The 717-nt window shown below is 67.4% G+C and carries 1 protein-coding gene; it reads right to left on the bottom strand.

What is annotated here, in order from left to right; translation table 11 throughout:
• Positions 1-717: DEAD/DEAH box helicase (locus ACI3KW_RS23160; RefSeq protein ID WP_404850047.1), on the bottom strand; the 717-nt coding region annotated here is incomplete at both ends.

The raw sequence follows: 717 nt of genomic DNA, 5'->3' as shown, positions 1-717 counted from the left end.
GCTGTCCGAAGTCGAGCGCACGGTTGATGAGCGCCCACTTGTGGAGGTCGTCCCAGTCGACGAACGTGACGGCGATGCCCGTCTTGCCGGCGCGGCCGGTGCGCCCGGCACGGTGCAGGTAGGTCTTCTCGTCGTCGGGGATCGTGTGGTTGATGACGTGCGTCACGTCGTCGACGTCGATGCCGCGAGCGGCGACGTCGGTCGCGATGAGCACGTCGCGCTTGCCGGCCTTGAACGCGGCCATGGAGCGCTCGCGCGACTCCTGGCTCATGTCGCCGTGAACGGCCGCGGCGTTGAACCCACGGTCGCTGAGCTCGTCCACCAGCTTCTGGGCTGCGCGCTTAGTGCGGGTGAAGATGACGGCCTTCTCGTGGCCGTTCGCCTGCAGGATGCGCGCGATGATCTCGTCCTTGTCCAGCGAGTGGGCGCGGTAGATCACGTGCTTGATGTTCGCCTGCGTCAGACCCTCGTCCGGGTCGGTGGCGCGGATGTGAATCGGGTTGGTCATGAAGCGCCGCGCCAGGGCGACGATCTGGCCCGGCATGGTCGCCGAGAACAGCTGCGTGTGGCGGATCGCGGGAATCCGCTGGAAGATCTTCTCGATGTCGGGGAGGAAGCCGAGGTCGAGCATCTTGTCCGCCTCGTCGAGGACCACCTCGGCGGCCTGCGACAGATCCAGGAGGCGCTGGCCGGCGAGGTCGATCAGACGGCCGGGAG

This window comes from Devosia sp. ZW T5_3, from assembly GCF_044987315.1.
Classification (GTDB): Bacteria; Pseudomonadota; Alphaproteobacteria; order Rhizobiales; family Devosiaceae; genus Devosia.
The sequence above is the reverse complement of the archived record's forward strand: the minus strand, read 5'-3'. Positions and strand labels throughout refer to the sequence as shown.